Origin of the sequence: Mycoplasma procyoni (assembly GCF_017052595.1) — a bacterium.
Lineage (GTDB): Bacteria > Bacillota_I > Bacilli_A > Mycoplasmatales > Metamycoplasmataceae > Mesomycoplasma_A > Mesomycoplasma_A procyoni.
In genome coordinates, this window is record NZ_JAFIDB010000005.1 from 38,834 (window position 1) to 64,935 (window position 26,102).

A 26,102-nucleotide genomic window follows, 5' to 3' on the forward strand; every position below is an offset into this window, starting at 1 on the left:
ATTTTTTTTTATTTCTTAAAAACTTCAAAAATGAATAAAAAGATGAAAAATTGCTCAAAAAAAGACCTTAAATATACGTAAATGAAAAAAATCAATTTTTTTTGCAAAATTTTGAACAAATGGGTTTATAATAATTTTGTAAGAAAATTTACGGAGGTATAATGAAAAAATTCGCAAGAACAGTTTTAGGAGATATTGATCCTAAAGAATTAGGTGTGGTAGATTGCCACGATCACTTAATTAAAAACTACGGTCCTGAGGCTCATGAACATCCAGACTTCGTTATGATGTCTGTTGATGCAGCTATTAAGGAAATGAATGAATTCATTGAAAAAGGTGGAAAAACAATGGTTACAATGGATCCACCTAACGTTGGTAGAGATGTATACAAAATGCTAGAAATAGCTGAAAAACTAAAAGGCAAGGCAAACATTATTATGTCAACAGGATTCCATAAAGCGGCATTCTACGACAAAGGTGCTTCATGATTAGCTTTAGCTCCAATCGACGACATCGTAAAAATGGTTGTTGCTGAAATTGAAGAAGGAATGGATGAATTAAACTACAGTGGACCTGTTGTTAAAAGATCTAAATCTAAAGCCGGAATCATTAAAGCCGGAACAGGTTATGCAGCAATTGATAGATTAGAACTTAAATCACTAGAAGTTGCAGCGAGATCATCAATTGAAACAGGAGCTCCAATTCTTGTACATACACAATTAGGAACAATGGCTTATGAGGCTGCACAACACCTAATTGACTTTGGAGCAAACCCAAGAAAAATCCAATTATCTCACTTAAATAAAAACCCAGATAAATACTACTATGAAAAAATCATCAAAGAACTAGGTGTAACACTTTGTTTTGATGGACCAGATAGAGTTAAATACTACACAGATGCAACTCTAGCAGAAAACATCAAATACTTAGTTGATAAAGGATACCAAAAACACATTACAATGGCGCTTGATGCAGGAAGAATCCTTTACCAAAGACACTACGGAATTGAAAAAGGAAAACAAACTTTTGGTTTAGGATACCTATTCGATAGATTCCTACCTCTATTAAGACAAGTGGGAGTTTCAGAAGAAGCAATTCAAGATATTCTTGTAAACAACCCAAGAGAAATTCTAACTTTTGATGAAAAAAGAACATACGATGTTTCAAAAGTTAACCCAAGAGTACTTAAATTAAAAGAAGAACTCAAAGTTAAATAATTATTGAAAGGTTAAGGTCTTAATTAATGATTAACGAAATTAAAAAAAGCAAAAAAACCAAAACCTTAATTGGTTGATCAATCTTTGCTTTAATTAACATAGTTATCATTTTAATTACTTTATTAGTAAAAGCTGCTATTCCTACAGGAAAAGCTTCAGCTTGAAGTGGAGAAGCATGAAGAGATGCTTTCTTCTTCTTACTAAACAAAGTATATTTAGATAACTTCTTTAAACAGCCAGCCTTATTACTTGGATCATTAACATTACTTGGATATTTAGTAATTGGGCGGGGAATTAGAGAGTCAATTATCGGTTCTCTAAAAACAATTATTGGATATTTATTATTAACAATTGGTTCAGGAACACTTGTAGGATTAGCAAGACCTGTATTTAACGAAATCAAAGGACTAGGGGGAACAGGAGTTGTTCCATTAGATCCTTACTTTGCTTTATCAAGTGCAAACGATTTCTTTTCATCAGGAGCAAAAGAATCAATATTTAGTAATTCATATGTATCATTAATATCATTTGCGTTCTTAGCTGGATTTGTTGTAAACATTATTATGGTTGCACTTAAAAAATTCACTAACACAAATAGTTTAATGATTACAGGACACGTTATGCTACAACAAGCTGCTGTAGTTACAACAATTCTTTACATCATTCTGTTCCACGACTTGAGAGCCTTTGATGGAACAATTACTGCAGGAGAACAAGCTGGAGTTGTGATTATGTCAGGACTACTACTTGGAACTTATTGAGCTGCAGGTTCAACAGCAACAGTAAGAGGAACAAACGCAGTTACTCAAAATGCTGGATTTGCTATTGGACACCAACAAATGTTAGCCATCGCTACAACATACAAATTAGGAAGATTCTTCGGTAAAAAAGAAGATTCAGCTGAAAACAAAAAATTACCTTCATATCTAAAAATATTTGAAGATAACATTTTCACACAAACAATCATCATCTTATTCCTATTTGCAATTCTATTCTTAATATTAATAATTGCAAAACCAGGAACACTCAACAATGATTGAATTTCATTTGGAAAAGATCTAGCAATTTGAAATTCAACCTTAGGTGGAGCAAACTTTGTCTTAAACATCGTTGCAGGATCTCTAAAAATAGTTGCAGCTCTTATTGCAATTATGACAGGGGTAAGAATGTTCATTACAGAACTACAACAATCATTCCACGGAATTAGTGAAAAAGTAATTCCAGGAGCTGTTGTTGCAGTTGACGTAGCTGCTGTGTATGGATTCTCAATTAACTCAGTTACATTTGGATTCTTATCAGGAGTTATTGGACAATTCATCGGTGTTGGATTAATTATTGCAATATCATTAATTCCAGGACAAAAAGTTGTTTTCGTCACAGTACCATTATTTATTACATTATTCTTTAACTCCGGTTCATTAGGAGTTTACGCTAATGCATCAGGTGGATGAAAAGCTACATTATTCTTACCAGGAATCATTGGATTCCTAGAAATCTTAATAGTTTCATTCGCTACAAAAGCAATTTCCAACAGTGTTGTTGCACTTGGAAAATCACCAGTTGATACAGGATTCATCGGAATGGCAGACTGAAACTTATTCTTCGGTTCTCTAATGTGAATCTCATCATATCACTATATTGTTGCATGAATTTTAGTTTCATTAGCAATAATTGGATTTGTGTTCATGGGTCAAATTGTTGACAACGGATCACAAACTAAAAAAACATTTTTACAAAAAATACTAAAACTAAATCCTGTGTTAGTATCTAACTAAAAAACATAAACAAATAGTTAGCACTACTAATGTGCTAACTATTTTAATAAAGGAGATTTTTATGAATAAACCACTAAAAATTGTAGCTGCTTGTGGAAACGGAATGGGAACAAGCATGATTATCAAACTTAAAGTTCAAAAAATTGTTAAAGAATTCGGAATTGATGCTCAAGTTGAAGCTCTTTCAATGGGGCAATCAAAAGGAATGACAAACTCTGTTGATATTATTATCTCTTCAAAACACTTATCAAGTGAATTTGATCACAATCAAATGGCTAAAATTGTAGGTGTTACAAACTTAATGGATGAAAACGAAATTAGAACAGCACTTAAAGAAGCGTTAGGTTTATAAAATGGCTAAAATTAACTTACTAGAAATACTACAAACAAATCAAACTGTAAACCTAGAACAAGAAGCTAAAGACTGAAAAGAAGCAGTTTATTTATCTATTAAACCTTTAATAGATAAAAATTTAGTAGAACCAAGATACTATGATGCTGTTATTAACAGCACTATTGAACATGGTCCATATTACATTATTGCTGATAATTTAGCTATGCCACATGCTCAAAGTGATGCAGGAGTACTTCAAAACTCATTCTCTCTTGTAACACTGAAAAAACCCGTATATTTTGATGGAGATGAGCGTCCAGTAAGCATTTTAATAGCACTTGCTGCTACAAGTGCAGAAGTTCACACTTCTGAAGCTTTACCACAAATAGTTGCTGTATTTGAAAACCCAGAAACTGTTGAAGCTGTAATGAAATGTAAAACAAAAGAAGAAGTATTTGAAATTATATCTAAAATTGATTTTCAAAAATATCTATCATAGAAAGGAAAATAATGCCATTACCATTATTACAAATTGCACTTGACAACCAAACAATTGGAGATGCAATTTTATCTGCTAAAAAAGCAGAAAAATACATAGATGTTATTGAGGTTGGAACAATTCTTTTAGCATCTGAAGGAAAAAAAGCTATTAAAGAACTTAAAAAAGCTTTTCCTAAAAAAATAATAGTAGCTGATGGAAAAATTGCTGATGCAGGAAAAGTATTTTCAAAAATGTTTTTTGAAAATGGAGCAGACTACACAACAGCAATTTGTGCTGCTGAAAATGCTACAATGGAAGATCTTGTTAACTACTCAAAAGAATTTGAAGGAAACAAAGAAATTCAAGTAGAAATGACAACAAACTTCAGTTGAGATCAAGTTGAAGCTTGAAAAAAAGCAGGAGTTCCTCAAGTCGTTTGACACAGAGCGAGAGATGCTCAAGCTGCTGGAGTTAAATGAGGACAAAAAGATATTGACACTGTTAAAAAACTTGCTGATATGGGATTCAAAGTTACTGTAACAGGTGGAGTTGAAGTTGAAGATATCAAATTATTTAAAGACATTCCTATTTATATTTTCATAGCAGGAAGATCAATTAGAGATGCTGCAGATCCAGAACAAGCTGCAAAGGAATTTAAAGATGAATTTAAAAAATACTGAAGCGAAAAATAGATTTCTTGGTATTTACGAAAAAGCCATCAACAACAAATTTTCTTGAGAAGAAAAGATTTTAATAGCTAAAAAAGCAGGTTTTGACTTTATTGAATTCAGTGTTGATGAATCAGATTTTAGACTTGAACGTTTAGACTGAAGCGAACAACAAATCAAAGATTTAAAACTTCTATTACTTAAACACAACTTCTACTTTAATTCAATGTGTTTAAGTGCACACAGAAGATTTCCTTTTGGTTCAGAAGATCCCGAATTAAGAAAACAAGCTCTTGTGATTATGGAAAAAGCTCTAATTCTTGCAAAAAAACTTGGAATTAGATTAATTCAAATGGCGGCTTATGATGTTTATTATGAACCTGCTTCCAAAATCACAAGACAAAGATTTATTGAAGGAATGAAAGAGTGTGCTAAACTTGCTCAAAAATACAGTGTAACACTTGCTTTTGAAACAATGGACACACCTTTTGCTGGTACAATCACAAAATGTCTAACATTCTTAAAAGAAATTGATATGCCAAATTTCTTTATTTACCCTGACATGGGTAATCTCAATCAATTTACAAGCGACATTGAAAATGAAATCACACTAGCAAAAGACAAAATCGTTGCTTTCCACTTCAAAGACACAACTCCTACAAAATTTAAAGAAGTAGAATGAGGACAAGGAACAGTTGATTTTGTTAGAACACTAAAAACTATTAAAGACATTGATTTCGCTGGTCCAATCTTAATTGAAATGTGATCAAAAAACGAAAAAGATGAAACCATGGAACACAATATTGAAATGCTCCAAAAAGCAAAATCATTCTATGAAGAACAATGAAAGGAAGCAAATAAAGATGCATAATCCAGAAATTGAAGCTCTAAAAAAAGAAGTATATGAAGCAAACATGCTTCTGCAAAAATACAAACTAGTTATTCATACTTGAGGAAATGTTTCAGGAATAACAAAAGACAGAAAATATATGGTTATTAAACCTTCTGGCGTTAAATATGAAACAATGAAACCAGATGACATGGTTGTTATGACTTTAGATAACGAAATCATCGATTCAAAATTAAGACCTTCAAGTGATGCTCCAACTCATACACTAATTTACAAAGCAAACCCAAATATTAAAGGAATAGTTCACACACACTCTCCTTTTGCTGTTGGATGAGCACAAGCCGGAAAAGACATTCCTTGCTTTGGAACAACACACGCTGACAATTTCTATGGTTCAATTCCTTGTACAAGAGAATTAAGTGATGATGAAATAAACGGTGAATACGAACACAACACAGGACTTGTAATTCTTGAACACTTCAAGAAAAACAACATTTCTTTAGAATCCACAAGTGCAACACTCGTTAAAGAACATGGCCCTTTTGTGTGATCTACAAAAAGCCCTGAAGAAGCTGTTAATTTAGCTCTTACGGTTGAAGAAATAGCTAAAATGGCAATCAACACCTTAATCATCGATCCACACAAAACACAAGCTAATAAAGTTCTTCAAGATAAACACCACTCACGTAAGCACGGTCCAAATGCTTACTATGGACAAAAATAATTGATAAAATTTAGTAAAATAATTTAAGGAAATTTTATGCAAGAAAAAATAGTAAAAACGAAAGTAAATAGAACTGATGATGGTTTTTGAGTTGTCCCTGGTTTTTGAAAAGTTTTTAGTCCTAAATCCTCCGAATCAAGAATTAAAAAAACAAAAACCTTAGAGGATATAATTCACTATAACGATTTAGACAACAAAAACGTTATTTTCTCTTTCAATGGCGATAACCGTTTTGAACTCTTTAACAAACTTCAAAAAATTCGCAACACAAACATTTATATTGACTTTAACAAAGTTAACAAAATGAAAAAAGAAGAAACCCTAGAATTTGAAGTAATCGATAATTTAGTATTAGTTATTGATTTTAAAACCATCAAAAGAATTTATGAGGGAAAAAGCTTCTTTTTCACAAAAGACTATTACATAAAATTTTTAGAAGATACTTTACTAAAAAAACAATCCAAAACAGAAAACACAAACACAGAACAAATACAAAAAATCAAAGCTAAGTTTACAATGTTTGGATTAGAAGAAATTTAAGAAAAATAGAAAAAATACAGGAATTTCCTGTATTTTTGTTTTGCAAATTATTTTTTGTTTAGTGCAAGTTGTGCAAGAGTTCTAACCATTACACCCATTGGTTTTTCACCTGATTCAGCTGTACCAGCAATATCTAAGTGTGTGAAGTCTTTGTTTTCTGAGAACTCTTTTAAGAACATAGCAGCAGAAATTGATCCACCTTTTCCTGAAAGATCTGTATTTTTTAGATCTGCTACTGTAGATTTTTTAATGTTTTGTGCAAAAGCATCGTGTAGAGGTAGTCTTCAAACAAGTTCTCCTTGCTCTTTAGCAGCTGCTTGAATTTCTGATCATAACTCATTTGATGTTGAGAATGCTCCTGTGTATGTTGTTCCTAAAGCAACTAAAATAGCTCCTGTAAGCGTAGCAACTGTAATTAATCTTGTAGCATTCATGTTTCTAATAGCATATGTCATTCCATCAGCTAATACTAATCTACCTTCAGCATCTGTGTTGTTTATTTCAACTGTTTTTCCATTCATTGATTTTCAAACAGAATCAGGAAGTGAAGCGTCTCCGTTTACTCTGTTGTCTGTAATTGATAAAACAGCAGCAACATTAGCTTTTGGTTTTAGTTCAGCAACAGCTTTTAGAGCAGAAGCAACAATTGCAGCTCCTGACATGTCGTATTTCATTCCTGACATGTGACCACCAGTTTTAATGTTGTAACCTCCAGAATCGAATGTGATTCCTTTTCCAACAAATACTGTTTTTTCTTTAGAAGCAGGATTTCCATTGTATTCAATTGTTACAAGTCTTGGTTCAAACATTGAACCTCTGTTAACTGAAAGTAATAATCCCATTCCAAGTTCTTCAATTTCTTTTTTGTTTAAAACATTAACTTTAAGGTTTGGGTATTTAGAAACTTCTTTTCTAACTTCTTCTGCCATTCATTCTGAGTTACAGATGTTTGGTGGTGTTGCTTGTAAGTTTCTTGCGAAGTTTACAGCTTCCATCATTTTTTGCACTTTGTTAATTGCAACTTCAATTTGATCTAAATCTTTGTAAACAACATTTAGTTCTAAAGCTTCTTCTTTTTTAGAAGTTTTAGCTGAATAAATGTCGCTGTGTGCAAATTCATAAGCTTCATATAGTTTTTTAACAAAGTATCCAGCACTTACTTTTTTTGATAAAAATGATTCTAAATCAAGATCATAAACTCTTGGTAAGCTTGCTAATTTAGGCATTAGAGTTTCAAATAAAGTTTTTGATTCTTCTTTTTCACCTAAATAAATAACAGCAAGGTTTTCGTTTAGAAATTCTGTAATTGCAAGATTTTTTTCGATTGTGCCTTTTTTAAGCTCTTCACCTTTGAATACAGCTTTTAAGACAACGTTTGTGTTTGTAAAATTATTAATAAATTTAATCATCTTTTCTCCTTAATTAATAATAATATTGTATAACTTTTTAGAATTTAACTTCTAAAAAATTAATGTTTTTACCTTTATCACTTCATTTTTTCTCATAACCGGTCATGATGTTGCCAATACTTAGCTCGCTTGCATGAAAATCCCTTGTCATTTGAGTGATTTTAGCACCATATTCCTGAATTGATTCAATTGAGTAATCAAAGAATCTATCATTATCTGTTTTAAGCTTTAAAACACCTTTTTCTGACAGAAGATTCTTATAAATATCTAAAAAAGATTTATAAGTTAGTCTTCTTTTGAAGTGTCTTTTTTTAGGTCAAGGATCTGAAAAGGTCAGTCAGATTAAATCTGTTTTTCCTTCCAGTTTTTCAGGCAGAGTTGCAATGTCTTCATTGATTATTTTAAAATTGCTTAAATTCATCTTTTTAGCCCTTTTCATAGACTTAAGAGCAACTGTAGGGTATTTTTCTATTCCAATAAAATTTAAGTGAGGATTCTGGATTGCCAACTCAACTAACATCTCTCCTTTTCCCATTCCCATTTCTAAAACAGTGTTTTGGTCTATTTTATGAGGAAATTCAGTTATTATGTAATCGCTTGCTAAAAGATCTTCTTTAGCATTGGGTATATTTCTTAATCTCATAATAAAATAATACTAAAAAAAACACAAATTTTAGTTTTTAAACTAAAATTATTTAGTATGAATAAAAGAAAGTTTGTTAAATTTGGATTTGTGGCAATACCTTTATTGTCATCTTTTAGCATGCTTTCTTGTCAAAAAACAGAACAAACGCAGCAAGAAACAAAGAGTTTTGTCAATATTTATTCTTATTCAAAAAATGGAAAACATTTTTTGAATCCACAACAACTAGAAGATTTTCAAAAACAAATAAAGACAAGACTGTTTTATGGTCCTGAAATTAAGTTTTTAAAGGGAATTTACATTGATAAAGATTTAGCGCTGTTTAAAAACAACGATTCACTCGAAGCTTTCTTTTCAGCCAATTCTCAAGAAATTTATTTAAATACCTCAAAGTTTCAAAATATAAAAGAAGAAGATAAAGTTGAGTTGCTCTTACAAATCTTTTATCATGAATATATTCACTTTTTAGACTCTGTGTATTTATCAAATAAAAAATACATAATAGAGCCTCAAAACTATTTTATTCCCTTTCAAAACATTAAAAAAATTTATGATAAAAGGTTTGTAACTAAATTTCTTGATGATTTAAATGCAACAGATAAAAACTTTGATAATTTTAGACCTAGTCTTGAAAATGCAAACAAAAATTATCTCTTTTCTCAATATACTTATAAAGACATAATCAATAATTTTACATTAGCAGAATACAAAGAAAATTCAAAACAAGATTTTCCGAAAATACAGGAAAATACTGTATTTTCGATAAAAAATCCTTTTGATTCTCAACTTAAAAAAGTTTATAGTGATCCTGAATATAATTATTCTTTAGAAGAGTTATTAGCCAGAGAATCTTTTAAGCATTTTTATTTAGAATCTAAAAACTCATTGCCAAATTGAGACAATAATGTACTCAAAGAATGAATTAAAACTGCTTCAGTTCAAAAAGAAAAGAACGGAGTTTCCCACTCATTAAAACCAATAGTAAATGGTGGAGCTTTTGGCAATTTTGAACTCAAAGACAAAGACCAAAAAAGCTTTGTTTTAAAGAATAAAATTCAGAATTTATTTAATGATTTTCTTTCTGAAATAGGGGCATTTTCCCCTATTTCAGCAATTATGTATAATGATTCTTTGAGTTATCAAAATGGAATTTTAGAAAATAGCAGAAACTACGATCAAATCAAAATTTTAGGAAATCTTGAAAACAAAATTACAGGAATTATTTTTTCAACAAAAGATCAAAAAGAGCAAATTTCTTATGTTGATTTTGTAGAAAACAACTACAAAGCTAAAAAAACTTTTGAGTCAAAAACTTTTGATCTCTTACCTAAAACACCCGTTTATTCCTATGTTTCAAGAGATTGAATAGATGCTCAAAACATTGACTTTTCAGTTAAACCTAAATTTTGGAGTGATCTAAACAAAAATAATGAAGTCGAACAAAACGAAATAAACCTTAATAACATTGATCAAAAAGAATATTACGCAACTAGTTTTAGAAGTTATTTAGATTCTTATTTATCAAAAGATTCTAATAAGTTATATAATTTAATAAGTCCAATTAAAAAGGAAGAAAATGAATCTGATAAATAAATTTGTTAATGTGCAAGCTTATAAATACAACGGAAAACTCTATCGTCAATGAACTGGAGCAAGAATCATTGAAGATAATCCAGACTACACAGTAGCTTGCTTAGATTATAAAACTAAAGTAATGGAAAAATCAAAGCAAAAATGAAGCATCAAAGAACCAACACTTTGATTTTTTCCAAAAAACAGCTTATACAACGCTGTAATAACACATAGAAACAAAAATTACTATACTTATATAAACTTGGCTTCTTCATTCTTTTTTGAAGATAATACAATTAAATTTATTGATTATGATTTAGATATCAAAGCATATCCTCAAAAGGAACTAAATATAATTGATAAAAAAGAATTCTTAACAAATGCAAAAAAGATGAAGTATCCTAAAAAATTAATGGATGTTGTTTTAGAAGAATTAAAAAAAATTGTCAATCTTTATTATACTGACACTTTTATATTTGATAAAAACATTCTTGATTTTTACTTAAATAAATCAAAAGAGAATTAGAAGGCAATTGTTTTCTAATTTTTTAGTTTTTAAAGCACTTTTTCATTTCTTTTGCAATTGCTTCTATGACATTTGCAGTCATTGCATTGCCTGCTTGAGCTAAAAGTTTAGATTTTTTGAGTTTTGAATTACTCTTTAGAAGCTTAATTTTTTGTTCAGGAAAGCCTTGCAGTTTAAAAGCTTCATATCCATTTAGTTTTATTAGTTTTCCATTTTTTACATATAATAAACCTTGTCTTCCGTTTCTCAAAGTAGGGAAAAATCCTTTATAAAGTCTTAAATCAGACTGTCTTCAGTCTATTATAGTGTCTTCTATTTTAATTAAATCACTATATGTTAATTTAGATTGGTTGTATTTGTTATTAAGATATTTTTGAAATGTTAAATTATCCTCTTTTAGTTCTTCGACATTTTGAGAATCAAAAAAATTATTTAAAGGGACAACATTTTTGTTTCCTTCTGGAAAACGAAAGTCACCACTATAAAATTCTTTCTTAAATCCTACAATATAAATCCTTTCTCTTGATTGGGCAACTCCAAAGTTTATACTGTTTAAAACCTTATAGTAAGTGCTATAACCAATTTCTTCTAAAAGATTCAAAATGGTTTTGAGTGTTTGTCCTTTATTGTGATTTAATAAACCCTTTACATTTTCAAGAATGAAATATTTGATATTTTTGTCTTTAAGAATCTTAATTAAAGAAAAGATTATTTGACCTCTTTGATCTTCAAAACCTTCTCTTTTTCCTGCTATTGAAAAAGTTTGACAAGGAAAACCAGCCAACATAATATCGAATTCAGGGAGATTCTCTGTGTTTAAAGTTGTTAAGTCTCCAAAGTTATTTTTATCATTAAATAACACTTCATATGTTTGGAGTGCATCTTTATTTATTTCAGAATGCCCAACACAACTAAAACCAGCATTCTCTAGTCCTAATCTTCCTGCTCCGATTCCTGAACAAAAATCAAAAAATTTCAATATTCCTCCTAACTAATAACATTAACTAAATTATATAAAAGTTTTACTTCAAAACCGCTTTAAATATCCTGATTTAAAGTTAATATATCATAAAAAAAAGAAATAAAAAAAAGCAGCGACGTCCTATTTTCCCATCTCTGGTATCGTCGGCGCTAAAGGGCTTAACTACTGAGTTCGGAATGGTATCAGGTGATCCCCTTTGCCTTGGTCACTAACAATATGGTACACTAAAAAATTTTTTTTCAAAGAAAAAAAGTTAATTTTTTAAATTTTGCTTTAGAAAAAGAATTAACCCTTCTGTATTTAGTCAATATGAATTTTCATTTTCTTTTAGACCTTGAATAATATTTTTTATTTGATTACCTTCTTTGCTTTTTTGAATTTTTTGTTCTTTATTTTTTACAAAAACTTTGATTTTATGCAGTAATTTGTCAGAATAAGCACCATCTAAAAAGGAAATTATATAGAGATTTTTATTTTGGTTATTTATGTTGAAATTAGCTAACAAGTCATCTATTTGTTTGCTTGTTCCGCTATTTTTTTCCCTCATTCTTCTGGCTTTTAAAACAAATAATTTATCTTTAATTTTAAAGCAAACATCAAACATCTTTGTGTGCGTATTATTTAGAAATGGGAAATCTAAATAATTATTTAGTTTTTCTGAATCAAAAGATTTATCGAAAAATATAAAAGAAAATTCTTTACTTAAAAAATCTTCAACAGTTTCTGTTTTTTCAAAGTCATTGTCTTTTAGCATTTTCTCAAGTTTATATCTTCTTATCTTTTTGCTATTTAGTTTTTTAAAATCATCGATTTTTGCTTGAACAGAAGAAATATTAGTCATTTGTATTATTTCTCTACACTGAATGTAATGATCCGCAATTTCTGTAAATATAGAAAAGCGCTTTTTTAGTGTTTCTACAGAATAAATAAACATCTTAAGAAAACAATTAAACTGATTTGCTTTTCCGTATTTACTTGCGAAAAGTTTGAACAACCTTTCGTAATTTTCTTCACTTTTATTGATTTTGATTTCTTTTAATGCTTCTGTAATTTTTTTGTTGCATTCTATGTATTTATTAATTTCTGGATGAATTCTAGCATCTCAATAAATTATATTATTATCTTCCTTCTTTGTTGAACAAAATAAAAGTCAATCAATATTATCTACCATTTTTATTTCTCCTTCTGCTTTCAAAATTCGTTACTTTAATTATATAAAATTCCTGTTTGAAATAAGCGGTAACTTTTAATATATCATAAAAAAAGAAATAAAAAAAAGCAGCGACGTCCTATTTTCCCATCTCTGGTATCGTCGGCGCTAAAGGGCTTAACTACTGAGTTCGGAATGGTATCAGGTGATCCCCTTTGCCTTGGTCACTGTAAATATGATACACTAAAAAAATTTTTTTCAAAGAAAAAAGTATATTTTGTGTAACTATTCTTTTTGAATCAGTGACTTTTGACTTTTTGTTTATTGATAATTAATTTAAATATATAATTTAAATATGGATTTTAGTAAAGTATTTGAATTACAAAAAGAATTAGACAAAAAGTTTGGAGAAGCAAGGGAAGAAAGGTTTGTTTTTCTGAGTGAAGAACAGTGAAAAGAAAGTATTTCAATAGCAATAATAGTTGAAATAGCAGAGTTTGCTAATGAATTACAAAGCTTTAAATACTGAAAAGTACACACAGAACAAGATCGTCCAAAACTAATGGAAGAATGAGCTGATATCATTCACTTTTTAAGCTCCTGTTCTTACAAATTGGGTGTTGATCCACAAATAACTCCAGAAGTTGTTTCTAAACAAATAAACACACAATTATCAACTGTTTTTAAAAGTGCTGTTGAATTTCAAGGAAAGTTCGACAAACAAACATTAACCAAACTTTTTTCACAACTAATAGGATTTTTAGAAATTCTCAATATTGATCAAAAAGAACTGTTTGACGCTTATTACAGAAAAGCAGAAATCAATATTAAGAGAATAAAAAACAATTATTAAATTGCTATTTTTTGGCTTTTGTCAAAAAATGTTATAATTTAAAAATTATGGCTAAAGATAAAATAACATTAGGTTGTGAAGTTTGTAAATCAAAAAACTATACAAAAAATAAATCTATAAACACAAGACTTGAAGTAAAAAAGTTTTGTAAAAAGTGTGGAATACAAACATTACACAAGGAAGAAAAGTAATGACAAAGAAAAAAGAAAAGAATAATCAAGAAATAAAACAGAAAAAAGAAAAAAAACATATATTTAAAAATTGAATAAAAGAAATAAAGAGAATTAAGTGACCAACCACAAAGGTTGCTAAAAATAACTATTTATTAACTTTATTATTTGTTATTGTTTGTTCGCTATTATTTTTAGCAATCACTGTTTTAGTGACTTATATTTGAAAACAAATGGGGGTAGGATTTTAATGTCAAGAGAAGATTTTAAGTGATATATGATTTCAACAGTTTCAGGAAAAGAAGAAAAGGTTATTGAATCACTAAATAACCGTGTTAAATCAGAATTATTAGAAGAACAATTTGGTGAAATCAAAATGTTTGAAATTCCAAGAATTAGCCAAAGAGAACTTGAGAAAAAAGCTAAAGGTGAAGCTTACAAAGTTAAAAAAGATAATTTATACAAAGGTTATATTTTTATTAACATGAACATGACTGATGAAGCTTGATTTATGATCCGTAACACACAATATGTTACTGGACTAATTGGTTCTCACGGAAAAGGAGCAAAACCAACTCCAATTTCAAACAGAGAAATCAGAAAAATGTTTGAAGCTGAAAAGAAATCATGAGAAGAATTTGAAGAAGGAAAACACTTATCACCATTCAAAGTTAATAAACGTGTATTAATTACAGATGGACCATTTAAAGACGCAGAAGGAGAAGTAGCTGATTTAGAAAATGTAGCTGGTTCAACTTGAGTTAATGTTGAAGTATTTGGTAAAAAAACACCTGTTCAGTTCGATAACACAATTCTTAAATTAATCAAAGAAAAATAATAAAAAAAATTCAATTTGTTGCAAAAACGCCAAAAAATTGAATTTTTTTATACTTTTTCGCCGTAAAAGTGCAAATTTTATTGAATTTTAAGTCCATTAATATATAATTATAAGTGTATTAAAAGACAAAGAAAGGCATACAAATATGAAATTTACTAAAAAATTATTATTAGGACTTGGAACCAGCTTTACAGGACTAGCTTCTGTAGTAGCAATGGCTTCATGTAACTCAAATTCAAACAGTGCATCAAGCAGCACTGACAACACAAAAAACTACGCAAAAAATGACTATGCAGGAATTGCTGATTTAGTCGCATCAAAAGCAACTGAAGTTAAAGCAGCGATTGATGCAAACAAAACAAAAGAACTAAAAATCGTTTTAATGACAGCTGGAGGAAAAGTTAACGATAAATCATTTAACGAATCTCTTTGAGAAGCTGTTTCAAAACACTCTACACAAACAAACAACAAAGTAAGTAGATATGTTGAACCATCAGAATCTAACCTTAGCGATTCTTATGATGCATTAATCAAAACAGATGCAAATGTATGAGTATTAACAGGATTCCAACACGGAGACGCATTTACAAAATGATACAAAAACCCTCTTAAAAAACAAAGTTTTGACGCAAAACACCCAATCGTTATTGCAATTGACTGAGAATCAAATGATGATCTATTACCAAAAGGACAATTTATTTCTCTAAACTATAGAACAGAAGACGCAGGATGAATCGCAGGATATGCTGCTGCAGATTATTTAGCTCAAACAGTAGCGGATGATTCTAAAAGAAATACAGTTGTATTTGGAGGACACAATGGAGCTGGAGTAACAGGATTTATTGCTGGATACCTAGGTGGAATTTACAAATACAATGAAGAAAATGAAAAAGTAACTAAATTAACAGGCGATAAAATTGTGCTTAATACAGGATTTGATCCATCTCAAACAAAAAATAAAACATTAGTTGATACATTGGTATCAGAAAAAGAACCTAAAATTGTTTTACCAGTAGCAGGAACATTTACTAATGTTGCTTTAGAAGATGTTAAAAAAGCAAATAAAGGACAATTAATCATCGGGGTTGACACAGATCAATCTAAACCTTTTGCTACAGATGCATCAAAATTCATTACATCAATCGAAAAAAGATTAGGAGCTACTTTATATAGAGTTCTTACAGATTTATTTATTAAAAAAGGAGATAAATCAGATATTATCTCAACATTTACAGAAGGTGCATCAGGTAAAAATGCTCACGTTTATTTAGGATACTACGATGGGTTCGTAGGTGTGTCTAAATCATCATTAGCGGGAGATAACAAAGATAAAGCTCAAGCAGCTCTAGATAGAGCGGTTGCTAAATTCAAAGAATTATTACCACAAGCAGATAAAGATAATAGAGAAAAAATGGAATCAGCTTTAGCAATTCCATTCATGACAGTAGATGGATCTGCAAAAGGGGAAGGCAAAAAAGATAACCAAGGGTTATTAGATGAATTAGCAGGAAAAATTAATGCTCAAACAGGTAAAAAAGCAGCGCCTGCTCCAACTCCTGCACCATCTGCTCCAGCTCCTACAGGTGATGGACAAGGACAAGGACAAGGCGGACAACAATCAGGAGACCAAGCGAGGAACTAAAGAAAATCCAGCTGATAAAATGCAAGGGGATGCTCCTGCTCCAGACGATAAAGAAGATTCAAATAAAAAAAGAAATATTAGCAAAAGAGGAGCAGGAGAAGAAGAACCTAAAAATAAATCAGGAGAAGTAGGTTCAATGCAAGGACAACCAGCAGCTAGTGGAACAGAAGGACAACCAGCAGCTAGTGGAACAGAAGGACAACCAGCAGCTAGTGGAACAGAAGGACAACCAGCAGCTAGTGGAACAGAAGGACAACCAGCAGCTAGTGGAACAGAAGGACAACCAGCAGCTAGTGTGGAACAGAAGGACAACCAGCGAGCGGTAGCGAAGCGACAGGAATGAATAATACACAACCTTCTGGAAACACAGCAGAAGCAGGAATGGCTAATCAACAATCTTAATTAATTATCAATATTGTTGTATAATATAAAAAAATAAAAAAATAACTTTAGGGTTATTTTTTTAGACAAAGAAAAAAGAAAGATAATGTAATGAATACACAAAAAAACTATGCTATTCAATTTATAAACGTAACAAAAGAGTTTGGACCTATTGTTGCTAATAAAGATATAAACATTAACATCAAAAAAGGCACAATTCATGCCTTAATCGGTGAAAATGGTGCTGGAAAAAGTACATTAATGTCTATTCTTTTTGGGTTATATACCCCAACAAGAGGAACAATCAAAATAAATGGTCATAGTATGTACATTAAAGATCCAAATCAAGCAAATGATTTGGGTATTGGTATGGTTCACCAACACTTTAAGCTTGTGCATGCATATACCAATTTACAAAACATCATCTTAGGTGATGAGTTTGTACAAAAAGGTTTTTTAGACCTTAAAACATCAATTGAAAAAATTAAAACAATTCAAAATAAATACAACCTTCATTTTGATTTAAATCAAAAAACAGGAAATGCTACAGTTGCAACACAACAAAAAGTAGAAATCATGAAAATGCTTTATCGTGATGCAGAAATTCTTGTTTTTGATGAGCCTACAGCTGTTTTAAACCCTCAAGAAATTGAAGGTTTATTAGAAACAATGAAGACTTTTAGAGAAAATGGAAAAACAATTATATTCATTTCTCATAAATTAAATGAAGTTAAATCAGTAGCAAATGAAGCTACTGTTATCAGAAGAGGAGAAGTGGTTGGACACTTTGATTCTTTAGAAAATGTTTCTATTTCAGAAATTTCAGAAGCAATGGTTGGAAAAAAAGTTGTAATGCCAAAAAACACTTTAGACACCATTTCAGAAGAAGTTGGTTTTGAATTTAGAAATGTTACAGCAAAACATCTAAAAGGAATTGAAGATGTTTCATTCCAAATTAACAAAGGAGAAATTCTTGCTATTGCTGGAGTTGAAGGTAATGGACAAGAAGAAATCGAATTTGTTGCATCAGGTTTACTAAAACCTTCAAAAGGTCAAGTCTTTATTAATAAAGATGGAGAACTTAAAGACATTACAAAATTAAGTGTGTTTAAGAAAAAACAACAAGGAATTTCTTATATTCCTGGAGATAGACATAAATATGGACTTGTTCTTGATTTCTCAATCGGACAAAACTCAATCATTAGACGTCTAAATGATTCTAGATTCCAAAAAGCAGGAATTATTTCTTCTAAAAAAACAAATGAGTTTTATAAAGAAATTGAAGAAATTTATGATGTTCGTGGAGGAAGGGACGGAATTTCAAAAGCTCGTTCTCTTTCTGGAGGAAACCAACAAAAAGCTATTGTAGGTAGAGAGATGCTAACTGAACATGATTTTATTATCATTATTCAACCTACAAGGGGACTTGATGTTGGAGCAATCAACATCATTCACCAAAAAATTCTTGAAGAAAAACAAGCAGGAAAAACAATTTTATTAATTTCATACGAGTTAGATGAAGTATTTGCTTTAGCTGATTCAGTAGTAGTTATTAATAAAGGAAGAATATCAGAAAAAACGGCAGTAAAAGACATTACTAGAAATGAAATTGGATTATTAATGGCGGGAGTAGGAAATGAATAATACAAAGATTTCACCTTTTAAAAGGTTTTCTAACTTCTTCTTTGAAGAAGATAATACAAGCGCAAGAAAGAAAATTTTCAGTTCTCTTTGAGCGATTGTATTCGGATTTATTATTGCTTCCATTTTCATTGCATCTTTAGGTGCTAATCCAATTACTGTTTTTTCAGAATTATTTTCAAGTGCAATTTCTGATTTAAGACTTCCTAAGTTTTTTGCAATTATTTCTGTATTCTTACTAGCTGCAATAGCGGTAGGGGTCGGATTTAAAGCTTCGATGTTTAACATCGGGGTTGCAGGACAGATGATGGCAGCGGGAATTGTATCATTTGCTGTTGTCACAAAAATGTCACCAAGTATAGATGATTCTCAAATAGTTGCCTCTTCATTAGGTCTATTTGTAGGACTATTAGCAGGTATTTTAGCTGCTCTATTAACTGGTTTAGTTGCTGGAGTTCTAAAAGCCTTCTTAAATATTAACGAAGTAGTTACAACTATTTTATTAAACTGAATCATATTCTATATTTGTTTCCAATTATTAGATTCTTCAACAGGAAAGGATGCATTTGTATTACCATCAGGTAAAGCAGCTGCTCCTTCTACAAAATCTTTATTCTTTGAAAATTTAGAATATTTTAAACCATGAATTACAGCTGTTATTTTTGTGGTTACTGTTGCTTTTGCAATTGGTATCTGATTTGTTATCAAAAAAACAACTTTAGGATACAAAATCAAAATGACAGGGCTAAATAAAGATGCTTCTAAATATTCAGGAACAAACGAAAAAAGCTTAATTATTGGTATTTTAGGATTTTCAGGTATTGTTGCTGGAGCAGCTGGATTTGTGCTTTATACCTTTGTAAGAAATAGTATTGTTGTACAAAGTAGCCCAGAACCATATGGATTTGACTCAATTGCTGTTTCATTATTAGCACACAACTCACCAATAGGTTCTATCTTTACATCACTACTGTATGCCTTTTTAACAACAGGAGCAGATGGACTACAACTAATTAACTCTAAACTAGATCAACAAGCTGTTCAAATAGTTTCAGGGATTATTATCTATCTTGCTGCTATTTCAGTAGTCTTTTATAAATTTAAACCTGTTTCTAAATTTATTAAATTTATTGCTTACATCAGAAGCGGTTTCTTCTACAAAGACCAACTTAAATATGGTTCTCAAGAAGAAAGAAAATACAATTCATTAATGAAAATGAAAAATGCCCTTGAGTTAAGATTAGCAACAGAAAAACTAAGCGAAGCTCAAAAAGCAGAAATTAGAAATACAATTAATGATTATAAAGAATTAACAAATCATTTACACTCAATTGAAAATGATAAAAAATTAAGTTTATTTAAACTTAAAAAATCTTACTTAAAAGCATTAATTACACAAACTAATGCTGCATTCGACAAACTGATTGCTGCTCAAAGTGATCAACAAGCAGTTTCTAAATTACAAATTAAGAAACTTGAAAGAGAAGTATTATTTATTTCAAACTTCATTGACTTAATTAATGAACATGCTAAAAAACACGAGTTTAGTTTATTCAAAGTTTATTGAACAACAAAATGATTATCATATAAAAAATACAAACTTTCAAAACAAGTAGTTAAATTAACAAACAAAGAAAATGTTGTAAGATGAAAAGAATTAAAAGACCAACTAAAAGGTGAATTCTTTAAATCTGCATCTAAAAACAAAATGACAGAAAATGAAAAACTAGAATTATTCAGAGTTATGTCAGAAAAAAGAAGAGAAATCAACAAAGAACTTACAGAATTAGGATACTATGATCTTGAAGTTCTTAAGGAACAATATAAAGCTTCTTTAATTGAATATAAAGCAGCTTATATTAAAGAAAAAGAAAATATCATTATCAAACTTAAAGAACAAAAACAATGACTTAGAATCGAGGTAATCTAATAATGGCGGCGTTTTTATCAATATTATTATTAGCAGTTACTTTCTTCTGTATTGTTTCTTTAGCTTCTTTATCAGGACTATTCAGTGAAAAATCCGGAATAGTTAACATTGGTATTGAAGGGATGATGATTGTAGGTGCTACAGTTTATGGAATGTTAAGTCACATACTTAAAATTTCAAACGCTTGAATGCAAATTCCTTTATTAATTGCTTCAGGACTAATAACAGGACTATTTGCAATGTTACATGGATTTGTAACAATCAAACTTAAAGGAGATCACATTATTTCAGGGGTTGCTATTAACCTATTAGCTCCTGCTTTAAGTATCTTCTTATTAAAATTAGTTGGTGATGCTAATAAATTTAATAGTAATGTTAAAGAATTAGCTGCATCAGTTAACACAATTAATGATCCACTAAACATCATTTCTCTAAAAGTTGTAGTTGTTATTGTAATCTTCGTAGTTGCAATAGTAATGTTAAGATACACAAAATGAGGAATTAGATTTAAAGCAATCGGAGAAAACCCACAAGCAGCAGACGTTGCTGGAATCAATGTAAACTTCTTTAAATGACAAGGAGTTGTTATTTCAGGGATGATTGCTGGAGTTGCTGGAGGAATATTCTTCCAATGACGTGGAGGAAGTTTTGCGGGAACAGCTGAAGGAATTGGTTTCTTAGCTCTAACAATTTTAATTATGGGACAATGAAAACCAGCCTTTGTATTCATCTTTGCTTCTTTATTTGCTGTTATTTACTCAACAGCAGCAAACTTCTCTATTGGTCAAGGTGTATTCAAAGATTTTGCAGCTTATGGATATCTATTCAACACAATTCCATTTGTCGCAACACTATTGATCTTGATGTTTACATCCAAAAAATCGCTCGCACCCGCAGCGCTTGGACAACCTTACGACAAGTCCAAAAGATAAACTCAAAAGTTGACTACAAAGTCAACTTTTTTGTTTTGCCTTTTTAGTCCTTTATCAACTCTATGCTGTGGTATAATTTTTAACTATGAAACTAAAATTTAAATTGCTACTAGCAACATTACCTATAGTTGCTTCATCAACAATATTAATAGCTTGCAACAAAGAACAAAAACCTGCAAACTCCAACTCTCAACCAATAGATCAAAATAAACCTGAAAAACCAACAAACCCTTCAGATTCAAAAGATCCACAAGAATCAAAAGATCCTTCAGGAGTTTCAGAACCAGAAAAACCAACAAATCCTCCTGAACCTGAAAAACCTTCTGAACCTTCAGAACCAAAACCAGACCCAGAACCTGAACAACCAATAGAAAAACCCGAGCAACCTAAAGAAGTGTCTTTTGCTTCTTTAGATAACTTTCCTACAGAATTTAGTACTATTTTAGACAAAGATCAAGATGCTGAAACTGTTTTCAATAGATACAAAAGCTCACCAAATTCCTTTATTAATCTAATCAATATCGCACAAGAATACAAAGAAGAATATACAATAAAATCCGTTGTTGATAATCAAACAAAAGCAACCAAAACAGAAGGTTATATTGAAAACATAATTCTTGAATTTACAAAACAAAACCAAACACAACAAAAAATAATTAAAATAAAAGACTTTAAGATTCCTGAATTAACAGAAAGGGAAAAGAAAATAAAAGAAGCATCAGAATTCTTTTCTAAAAAAGAATTATCTGAAAATTTTAAAAAACTCTACCCTTCTTTTTTAGCAACAATGTCTTTATATGCTTATAACCCAGAAAACTTTGCTTCCAGAAAAACATCAACCACAAATTCAGAAAGACAAATTAATTTAGAAAACCTTGTTAATAACACAAGAGATTTCTTTAGATCTTCTTTAAGTTTTTCAAAAGAAAACTTAAAGAACGAATTCTTTGAATGAGATGAAAATAGCGATAAATACGAGATTAAAATCAAAGGTGCTGATGCAGATGATATTAATGGTACACTAAAATTATCTACAGAAATAATTGACACACAAGACCACAGTGGAACAAGTAATTTAGTAGAAAAAGAGTTTGTTTTTGAAGGGCTTAAATCCTGACAAAATAAACTCGAAAATCCTAAAGACTCAATTATAACTTTCTTCATGACTCCAGCAGACGCAAAAGAAGCAACAAAATCACTAAAATCCAGAATTGATGCAGAGATTCAAAAAATAAGTGCTGATCAAGGAGAAGTTGAAATAACTGATAAATTAGTTATAAGTGATTATTTAAAAACAGCTATTTTCAATAGATTATTAATTTCTATTATAGACAATGGTGGAATCTATAAAAACAGTTATGGAAGTCCTAAAGCACCAAACTTTGTTGCTTTAGACAACAGAATTGCTGTGTTTCCTTTTGTTACCAACTTAACAAAAGAGATTATAGATCAAATTAAAGTCTTCGTTGACAAAAGAAATGATGGCTCAAACAGACCAAAAGTAACATTTAAATTAAATCTAGTTCTACAACTTGTTCAAGAAGACTATCCTTCTACAATGCAAGATGTTTCTTGAGCTTCAGATGAACTAAATCTCAAATCCGAAATCTATTATTTTATTTCAGATGAACAACAATAATAAAAAAGTGTTTCATGATCTCAAAACCATTATCAAGTACTCTTTAGCTACTTTGAAAATTGGTTTATGAAAATCAGAAACATTTTTTATCAAAAAATACTTAAAAAATAAAGAAACAAAAATTTTAGATTTGGGTTGTGGTTCCGGTAGAACCACTTTTGGAATGTATCAACTAGGATACAAAAATATTGCAGCTTGCGATATTTCTTCTTCAATGATTGAGCAAGCTAACATTTTAAATGAGCAATTTAAATACAATATTTTATTTGAGACTCAAGATGCAACAGAATTAAAATACAAAGACAATTCATTTGATTTTGTTTTATTTTCATTTAATGGCTTTCCAGGAATTCCTTCCCAAAAAGCCAGAATCAAAGCCCTTCAAGAAATCTATCGTGTTCTCAAAAAAGATGGAATTTTCATCTTTAGTGCCCATGAAAGAGACGAACAAAAATACAGAGAATATTTCAGTGCATTTTGATCTAAATGCCCCGAATTCTCTTTTGAAACAAAAGGTGACTACATTTATATTAATGACGAAAATTCCTGTGATTTTATGCATCTTTATTCCATTGAAGAACTTAAACAAGAAATAAAACAAAACACAGATTTTAGTTTATTAGAAATAGTAAATAGAGACCAAAACTTCTTTGAAAACTCAAGAGTTAAGGAATTTTCAGACAACACCATTTTTTGAATTCTAAAAAAAGAATAAAAAAAATGGCGATCCCGAGAGGATTCGAACCTCTGACAACAAGCTTAGAAGGCTTGTGCTCTATCCTGCTGAGCTACGGAACCACGTACAATAATTCTATCATAAAAAATTTTTTTTATGCAAAAATTATAAATTTTCTTTTCATTTATTAGTTAATAAGGATTATTGTATTATAATATTTAAATAAAAATAAATAAAGAAAGGATAATGATGAAGACAAGAAAAACCTTAACTATCATAATTAGTATCATTATTGCTATCATAGTTGCTTATTTTCTCTATGATCTTTTTCAACCTAAACCTACATTAATTAGTTTAGGTGCTTTTGAAGAAAAATTAAGATTAGCAAATGCTTCAGATAGTGACAATATACTTTTCACAAAGTTCATTGTTAATGATCGAGACTGAACTGTTTCGTTCAGCGAATTAAAAGTCGAAAACGAAAAGCTAAGTGAAATACAGTATTATTTTAATATTGGACCAGCTATTTCAAACAAACTACAGGGAGGGGTTGCAAAAGTTTCTTGAGCTGACAAAACTTACGTTCAAGCAATTCAAGATGCCTTTAAATACACAGGAGACACCCAAAATATTGCAGCTCTTGTAAAAACTCCTAACATTGCAAACGTTGGAATACCTCAAGCAAACTGATTTGAAAGAATTTTAGGTGCAATACCTGTATTATTATCAATTGCGGTTCCTATTCTATTTATTGTTTTCTTCTACTTAAGTTTCATGAGACAAGGTGGAAGCGGAAATGGAATGGGTGGACTTTTTGGTGGAAATCAAAACGCAAGCCAAGCTATTAAAATTAATTCAAACAAAAGATTTAGTGATATAGCAGGAAACAGAGAAGTTAAAGAAGAAGTAATGGAGCTTGTGGATTATTTAAAAAATCCTAAAAAATATGAAGCTGCCGGAGCAAGAATTCCTAAAGGTATTCTTTTAGGAGGTCCTCCAGGGACAGGGAAAACATTAATAGCTAAAGCAACAGCTGGTGAAGCTAATGTTCCTTTCTTCTTTATATCTGCTTCAAACTTTGTTGAACTTTATGTTGGTATGGGAGCTAAAAGAGTTAGAGAACTCTTTAGAGAAGCTAGAAAAGAAGCTCCTGCAATTATTTTCATTGATGAGTTAGATGCTGTAGGACGTTCAAGAGGTTCAGGAATTGGTGGAGGAAACGACGAAAGAGAACAAACACTTAACCAATTACTTGTTGAAATGGACGGAATGACAGAAAACAGTGGTATTTTAGTTATTGCTGCAACAAACAGAACTGACGTTCTAGACCCAGCTCTACAAAGACCTGGTCGTTTTGACAGAACTATTACAGTTAACTATCCAGACATTAAAGAAAGAGCAGAAATTCTTGAATTACACGCAAAAGGAAAAAGAATTTCAAGCCAAATTGATTTCAAAAACATTGCAAAAAGAACTCCAGGATTCTCTGGTGCTCAACTAGAAAACGTTATTAACGAAGCTTCAATTCTTTCTGTAAGAGAAGAAACAGGAGTTATTACTCCAACTCAAATTGATGAAGCAATCGATAGAGTTATGAGTGGACCTGCTAAAAAACACAGAACAATTACAGAAGCAGAAAGAACAATGGTTGCTTACCACGAAGCTGGACATGCTGTTGTTGGAATTAAAATTCCTGGCGGAAACAAAGTTCAAAAAATTACTATTATCCCTCGTGGTGATGCTGGTGGATACAACTTAATGCTTCCAGAAAACGAAAAATACAACGCAACAAAATCAGAACTACTTGCAACAATCGCTTCCTTTATGGGAGGTCGTGTTGCTGAAGAAATTATTTATGGTGCTGCTGAAATCTCAACAGGTGCTGCAAATGATATTGAAAAAGCAACAAAAATTGCAAGAAGAATGGTTACAGAATTCGGTATGTCTTCTTTAGGACCAATCCAATATGAAGAAAACTCTTCAAATCCATTCTTAGGTAGAGATTATGCTAAAAACATGTCATTCTCTCACCAAGTAGGACACGAAATTGATCTACAAGTTAGAGCAATTATTTCTGAAGCTTATGAGCAAGCTAAAAAAGTAATTCAAGAAAACAGAGAATTACTAGAACTAATTAAAACTTCATTATTAGAAAACGAAACTATTGTTTCTGAAGAAATTGAATACATTGCTAAAAACATGAAACTTCCAGAAAGAGCAGAAGTTAAAGATGAAATCAAAAAAGACGATGTATCCTTAGATAGCTTAATCGATTCAATTAAATCAGAAACTTCTAAATCAAACAAAAATACAAAAGAAGTTGATTTAGATACAGAAGTTCTAGAACAACCTCTAGAAGACTCAAAAGAGCAAAATACTTTATTTGATACTCAAAATGAAAATTCTGAAGATCAAGAAAATAAAAAATAATAAAGTATTTAGGCTAAAAATAGTATAATTAGAGTAAAGACGCCCTTGTGTGCGTCTTTATTTTCGCGAGAATTAACGAATATATTGATTAAAAGGAAA

At 30.4% G+C, this 26,102-nt stretch carries 26 protein-coding genes, 1 tRNA gene and 2 rRNA genes; 22 read left to right on the forward strand and 7 right to left on the reverse strand.

Going from position 1 to position 26,102, the window contains the following annotated elements; translation table 4 throughout:
• The first annotated feature begins 161 nt into the window (after nucleotides 1-161).
• The 8 genes from JV122_RS02480 to JV122_RS02515 all read left to right on the forward strand — a co-directional run bounded on the left by JV122_RS02480 (nucleotide 162) and on the right by JV122_RS02515 (nucleotide 6,589).
• Complete coding sequence (locus tag JV122_RS02480; protein ID WP_205842938.1) at nucleotides 162-1,217, forward strand: phospho-furanose lactonase; 1,056 nt, start codon at nucleotides 162-164, stop codon at nucleotides 1,215-1,217.
• 26 nt (nucleotides 1,218-1,243) lie between these two features.
• The gene (locus JV122_RS02485; RefSeq protein WP_205842939.1) at nucleotides 1,244-2,992 is read left to right on the forward strand and encodes a PTS ascorbate transporter subunit IIC; all 1,749 of its coding nucleotides are present in this window, start codon (nucleotides 1,244-1,246) and stop codon (nucleotides 2,990-2,992) included.
• 61 nt (nucleotides 2,993-3,053) lie between these two features.
• Nucleotides 3,054-3,344 carry a PTS sugar transporter subunit IIB gene (locus JV122_RS02490; protein WP_205842940.1) on the forward strand — a complete coding sequence of 97 codons (291 nt, stop codon included), beginning with the start codon at nucleotides 3,054-3,056 and terminating at the stop codon, nucleotides 3,342-3,344.
• A 1-nt stretch (nucleotide 3,345) separates the two neighbouring features.
• The gene (locus JV122_RS02495) at nucleotides 3,346-3,825 is read left to right on the forward strand and encodes a PTS sugar transporter subunit IIA (protein ID WP_205842941.1); all 480 of its coding nucleotides are present in this window, start codon (nucleotides 3,346-3,348) and stop codon (nucleotides 3,823-3,825) included.
• Nucleotides 3,826-3,836: 11 nt separating this feature from the next.
• Nucleotides 3,837-4,499, forward strand: a complete 663-nt coding sequence (locus tag JV122_RS02500; protein WP_205842942.1) for a 3-keto-L-gulonate-6-phosphate decarboxylase UlaD — start codon at nucleotides 3,837-3,839, stop codon at nucleotides 4,497-4,499.
• On the forward strand, nucleotides 4,468-5,346 hold the full coding sequence (locus tag JV122_RS02505) for an L-ribulose-5-phosphate 3-epimerase (protein WP_205842943.1): 879 nt from the start codon (nucleotides 4,468-4,470) through the stop codon (nucleotides 5,344-5,346). The genes JV122_RS02500 and JV122_RS02505 overlap by 32 nt, the downstream gene beginning before the upstream one ends.
• The gene (locus JV122_RS02510; RefSeq protein ID WP_240463461.1) at nucleotides 5,339-6,049 is read left to right on the forward strand and encodes an L-ribulose-5-phosphate 4-epimerase; all 711 of its coding nucleotides are present in this window, start codon (nucleotides 5,339-5,341) and stop codon (nucleotides 6,047-6,049) included. The genes JV122_RS02505 and JV122_RS02510 overlap by 8 nt, the downstream gene beginning before the upstream one ends.
• 36 nt (nucleotides 6,050-6,085) lie before the next feature.
• Entirely contained in the window at nucleotides 6,086-6,589 is a 504-nt protein-coding gene (locus tag JV122_RS02515; protein WP_205842944.1) for an MPN499 family protein, read from the forward strand.
• A gap of 47 nt (nucleotides 6,590-6,636) precedes the next feature.
• Here the strand turns inward: JV122_RS02515 and JV122_RS02520 are convergent, their stop codons facing one another.
• Together JV122_RS02520 and trmB are read right to left on the reverse strand one after the other, a co-directional pair.
• Entirely contained in the window at nucleotides 6,637-7,998 is a 1,362-nt protein-coding gene (locus tag JV122_RS02520; RefSeq protein WP_205842945.1) for a M17 family metallopeptidase, read from the reverse strand.
• Nucleotides 7,999-8,035: 37 nt separating this feature from the next.
• Nucleotides 8,036-8,641, reverse strand: coding sequence for a tRNA (guanosine(46)-N7)-methyltransferase TrmB (trmB, locus tag JV122_RS02525; RefSeq protein WP_205842946.1), 606 nt, complete (start codon nucleotides 8,639-8,641; stop codon nucleotides 8,036-8,038).
• 57 nt (nucleotides 8,642-8,698) lie between these two features.
• Here trmB and JV122_RS02530 point away from each other — a divergent pair, with 57 nt between their 5' ends.
• Nucleotides 8,699-10,234: an MYPU_1760 family metalloprotease gene (locus JV122_RS02530; RefSeq protein ID WP_205842947.1), complete on the forward strand. Its 1,536-nt coding sequence runs from the start codon at nucleotides 8,699-8,701 to the stop codon at nucleotides 10,232-10,234.
• Nucleotides 10,218-10,739, forward strand: coding sequence for a DUF402 domain-containing protein (locus tag JV122_RS02535; protein WP_205842948.1), 522 nt, complete (start codon nucleotides 10,218-10,220; stop codon nucleotides 10,737-10,739). The genes JV122_RS02530 and JV122_RS02535 overlap by 17 nt, the downstream gene beginning before the upstream one ends.
• 22 nt (nucleotides 10,740-10,761) lie before the next feature.
• Here the strand turns inward: JV122_RS02535 and dcm are convergent, their stop codons facing one another.
• The 4 genes from dcm to rrf (JV122_RS02555) form a co-directional block, all read right to left on the reverse strand.
• Nucleotides 10,762-11,718 carry a DNA (cytosine-5-)-methyltransferase gene (dcm, locus tag JV122_RS02540; RefSeq protein WP_205842949.1) on the reverse strand — a complete coding sequence of 319 codons (957 nt, stop codon included), beginning with the start codon at nucleotides 11,716-11,718 and terminating at the stop codon, nucleotides 10,762-10,764.
• A gap of 110 nt (nucleotides 11,719-11,828) precedes the next feature.
• A 5S ribosomal RNA gene (gene rrf, locus JV122_RS02545) occupies nucleotides 11,829-11,934 on the reverse strand.
• 40 nt (nucleotides 11,935-11,974) lie between these two features.
• Nucleotides 11,975-12,892 (reverse strand): hypothetical protein, encoded by a 918-nt coding sequence (locus tag JV122_RS02550; protein ID WP_205842950.1) that lies wholly within the window; start codon nucleotides 12,890-12,892, stop codon nucleotides 11,975-11,977.
• Nucleotides 12,893-12,997: 105 nt separating this feature from the next.
• A 5S ribosomal RNA gene (rrf, locus tag JV122_RS02555) occupies nucleotides 12,998-13,103 on the reverse strand.
• A gap of 123 nt (nucleotides 13,104-13,226) precedes the next feature.
• Between rrf (JV122_RS02555) and JV122_RS02560 the strand changes: the two genes are divergently transcribed.
• From JV122_RS02560 to JV122_RS02610, 11 genes are all read left to right on the forward strand, one after another.
• Nucleotides 13,227-13,724 (forward strand): dUTP diphosphatase, encoded by a 498-nt coding sequence (locus tag JV122_RS02560; RefSeq protein ID WP_205842951.1) that lies wholly within the window; start codon nucleotides 13,227-13,229, stop codon nucleotides 13,722-13,724.
• Between the two features lie 47 nt (nucleotides 13,725-13,771).
• Nucleotides 13,772-13,915, forward strand: a complete 144-nt coding sequence (rpmG, locus tag JV122_RS02565; protein WP_205842952.1) for a 50S ribosomal protein L33 — start codon at nucleotides 13,772-13,774, stop codon at nucleotides 13,913-13,915.
• A complete protein-coding gene (locus JV122_RS02570) occupies nucleotides 13,915-14,145 on the forward strand; it encodes a preprotein translocase subunit SecE (protein WP_205842953.1) in 231 nt (76 codons plus the stop codon). Before rpmG ends, JV122_RS02570 begins: the two co-directional genes overlap by 1 nt.
• Nucleotides 14,145-14,732: a transcription termination/antitermination protein NusG gene (gene nusG, locus JV122_RS02575; RefSeq protein ID WP_308699325.1), complete on the forward strand. Its 588-nt coding sequence runs from the start codon at nucleotides 14,145-14,147 to the stop codon at nucleotides 14,730-14,732. Before JV122_RS02570 ends, nusG begins: the two co-directional genes overlap by 1 nt.
• A 145-nt stretch (nucleotides 14,733-14,877) precedes the next feature.
• Nucleotides 14,878-16,374: a BMP family ABC transporter substrate-binding protein gene (locus tag JV122_RS02580; RefSeq protein ID WP_205842954.1), complete on the forward strand. Its 1,497-nt coding sequence runs from the start codon at nucleotides 14,878-14,880 to the stop codon at nucleotides 16,372-16,374.
• Entirely contained in the window at nucleotides 16,319-16,780 is a 462-nt protein-coding gene (locus JV122_RS02585) for a prolipoprotein diacylglyceryl transferase (RefSeq protein WP_205842955.1), read from the forward strand. Before JV122_RS02580 ends, JV122_RS02585 begins: the two co-directional genes overlap by 56 nt.
• Before the next feature lie 86 nt (nucleotides 16,781-16,866).
• A complete protein-coding gene (locus JV122_RS02590; protein WP_205842956.1) occupies nucleotides 16,867-18,399 on the forward strand; it encodes an ABC transporter ATP-binding protein in 1,533 nt (510 codons plus the stop codon).
• Complete coding sequence (locus JV122_RS02595; RefSeq protein ID WP_205842957.1) at nucleotides 18,392-20,326, forward strand: ABC transporter permease subunit; 1,935 nt, start codon at nucleotides 18,392-18,394, stop codon at nucleotides 20,324-20,326. Before JV122_RS02590 ends, JV122_RS02595 begins: the two co-directional genes overlap by 8 nt.
• Before the next feature lie 2 nt (nucleotides 20,327-20,328).
• Nucleotides 20,329-21,258: an ABC transporter permease gene (locus JV122_RS02600; protein ID WP_205842958.1), complete on the forward strand. Its 930-nt coding sequence runs from the start codon at nucleotides 20,329-20,331 to the stop codon at nucleotides 21,256-21,258.
• Nucleotides 21,259-21,343: 85 nt separating this feature from the next.
• Nucleotides 21,344-22,897, forward strand: a complete 1,554-nt coding sequence (locus tag JV122_RS02605) for an LppA-related lipoprotein (protein WP_205842959.1) — start codon at nucleotides 21,344-21,346, stop codon at nucleotides 22,895-22,897.
• Entirely contained in the window at nucleotides 22,884-23,612 is a 729-nt protein-coding gene (locus tag JV122_RS02610; RefSeq protein WP_205842960.1) for a class I SAM-dependent methyltransferase, read from the forward strand. The genes JV122_RS02605 and JV122_RS02610 overlap by 14 nt, the downstream gene beginning before the upstream one ends.
• 6 nt (nucleotides 23,613-23,618) lie before the next feature.
• Here JV122_RS02610 and JV122_RS02615 read toward each other — a convergent pair.
• Nucleotides 23,619-23,695, reverse strand: a tRNA-Arg gene (locus JV122_RS02615).
• Between the two features lie 127 nt (nucleotides 23,696-23,822).
• Here JV122_RS02615 and ftsH point away from each other — a divergent pair.
• Nucleotides 23,823-26,003: an ATP-dependent zinc metalloprotease FtsH gene (ftsH, locus tag JV122_RS02620; RefSeq protein WP_276207343.1), complete on the forward strand. Its 2,181-nt coding sequence runs from the start codon at nucleotides 23,823-23,825 to the stop codon at nucleotides 26,001-26,003.
• Nucleotides 26,004-26,102: the final 99 nt, after the last annotated feature.